The sequence below is a fragment of the Rhodococcus sp. NPDC019050 genome (genome assembly GCF_055664235.1).
On record NZ_JBVOON010000054.1, the window covers coordinates 1 to 1,213 of the forward strand.

At 61.3% G+C, this 1,213-nt stretch carries 1 protein-coding gene and 1 pseudogene; both read left to right on the plus strand.

The features are described 5' to 3' along the window. A partial coding sequence (locus AC0B44_RS21245) for a YfbU family protein (RefSeq protein ID WP_471904703.1) occupies nucleotides 1-772 on the plus strand: 772 nt, incomplete at its 5' end. A gap of 138 nt (nucleotides 773-910) precedes the next feature. Beyond that, a pseudogene (locus tag AC0B44_RS21250) lies at nucleotides 911-1,213 on the plus strand (hypothetical protein); the annotation flags it as partial.

Consider the following 1,213-nt stretch of genomic DNA (forward strand, 5'->3'; position numbering starts at 1 on the left):
AGATAAATACTGTATTCTTGTCTGTAGTTCAGACTACTTGGAGGATCCGATGGCCACCCTCACGCTCCGCGTCAGCGACGAGACCCGAGAAGAGCTTGAGGCGCTGGCCCAATCCAAGGGCGCAACCGTGAGTGCATTGTTGCGGGACCAGATCGATCAGTTGCTCGGTCGCGACGTGGAGATGCGTCGCGGCGATGTTCCTCAATCACTGACGATGACCGAACGGCTGCTGCTCGCGAACCAGTCGAGGATCCTGGCCGCTCTTGTGCCGGATGAGGCCAACTACTACGCACGACGAAGCGAAACTCTCGAGGAAGGGTACGCCGGCGAGTACGGCGACGTGTTCGCTGCGGTCGGTCCGGAACTCACCCGCACCGAATGCGCCTTGGTCTGGGACTTGCTCGATATGTTCCGCGTCCTGAGCGCAAGCATCGAGGCGCTTAGCCCTGCTGATCGAGCCGTCCTCGGCGAAGAGCGCATCGACCGGCTGCGGTTCCAGGGATTCGACATCAGCGACGAGCTGGAAGGTCGACTGCTGTCATATGTGCAGTACCTGGTGCGCGGAAGGAGATGGTCGGAAGTCGGCCCACGACTGGAGGAGATCGGCGACGACGGCAACTCTCATCACCGGTGTTTACCCTTCTACCGACTTCTGCTGGATAACTACCGGCCGATCATCACCGCCCGCGCCAAGAGCCGGGGATATTCTCTCGATGCCTACCGTCTCGACCTCGAAGAGCTCATCGAGTTGGCGGGGGTCAGCTTCCGATGATGCGGATCTGCACAGAATCCGCAACTGCGGGCGTAGGTCGGAAACCACCAGGTCGGGAGCTGTCATCGCCGACGCAGCGACTACCTGGTTCGGTGCCCGGACTTACCTCTGCACCCTCCACTGACAAGATCCCCGCTTGTGCACGCATTCATTGACGAGTCCAAGCGTGACGGCTACATGCTCTGCGCTGTCACCGTCGCCGGCGGAGATGTCGCAGCCTTGCGTAAGCAGGTCGAAGCGCTGCGTCCGCGAGGAAGCGCACGGATTCACATGAAGTCTGTCAGCAAGAAGGAGGCGCCGAAGCTGGTCACCGAGGTAGCGAAGCTCGACGCGGCCAGTCGCCTCTACGTCGTGAAGTCGGGAAAGATGCCCGAACGAAGCGCCCGTGATCTCACTCTCGGGGCCGCCGTTCGGGATTTGGCGACGCTCTCGGTGAGCCGG